At 51.6% G+C, this 411-nt stretch carries 1 pseudogene; it reads left to right on the forward strand.

The annotated features are described in order from the left end of the window. Positions 1–370: pseudogene (locus C1I92_RS35195) on the forward strand (replication initiation protein); the annotation flags it as partial. Positions 371–411: the final 41 nt, after the last annotated feature.

The following is a 411-nucleotide window of genomic DNA, read 5'->3' on the forward strand; positions in this document are numbered from 1 at the left end:
GGCTTACAGGGCGATTCGTCAGGGCTGGCCAGCATTCTCACAGTGGCTTGATGCCGTGATTCAGCGTGTCGAAATGTACAACGCATCGCTTCCCGTTCCGCTTTCTCCGGCTGAATGTCGGGCTATTGGCAAGAGTATTGCGAAATACACGCACAGGAACTTCACGCCGGAAACTTTCGCACAGTATGTGGCTGATACGCACACGCCAGAAATTCAGGCTACACGCGGTCGCAAGGGCGGGAAAATTGGAGGTGCTAAGTCTAAGCGTGGTGCTGTTGCCACATCTGCGCGAACGTTGAAACCGTGGGAGACTCTTGGAATTAGCCGCGCCTGGTATTACCAACTGAAAAAACGAGGTCTCGTAGAGTAGACCAAATAAAACCTATATCAGATAACAGCGCTTTTTTGAGC

Origin of the sequence: Jiangella anatolica (assembly GCF_003236295.1) — a bacterium.
GTDB classification, from domain to species: Bacteria; Actinomycetota; Actinomycetes; order Jiangellales; family Jiangellaceae; genus Jiangella; species Jiangella anatolica.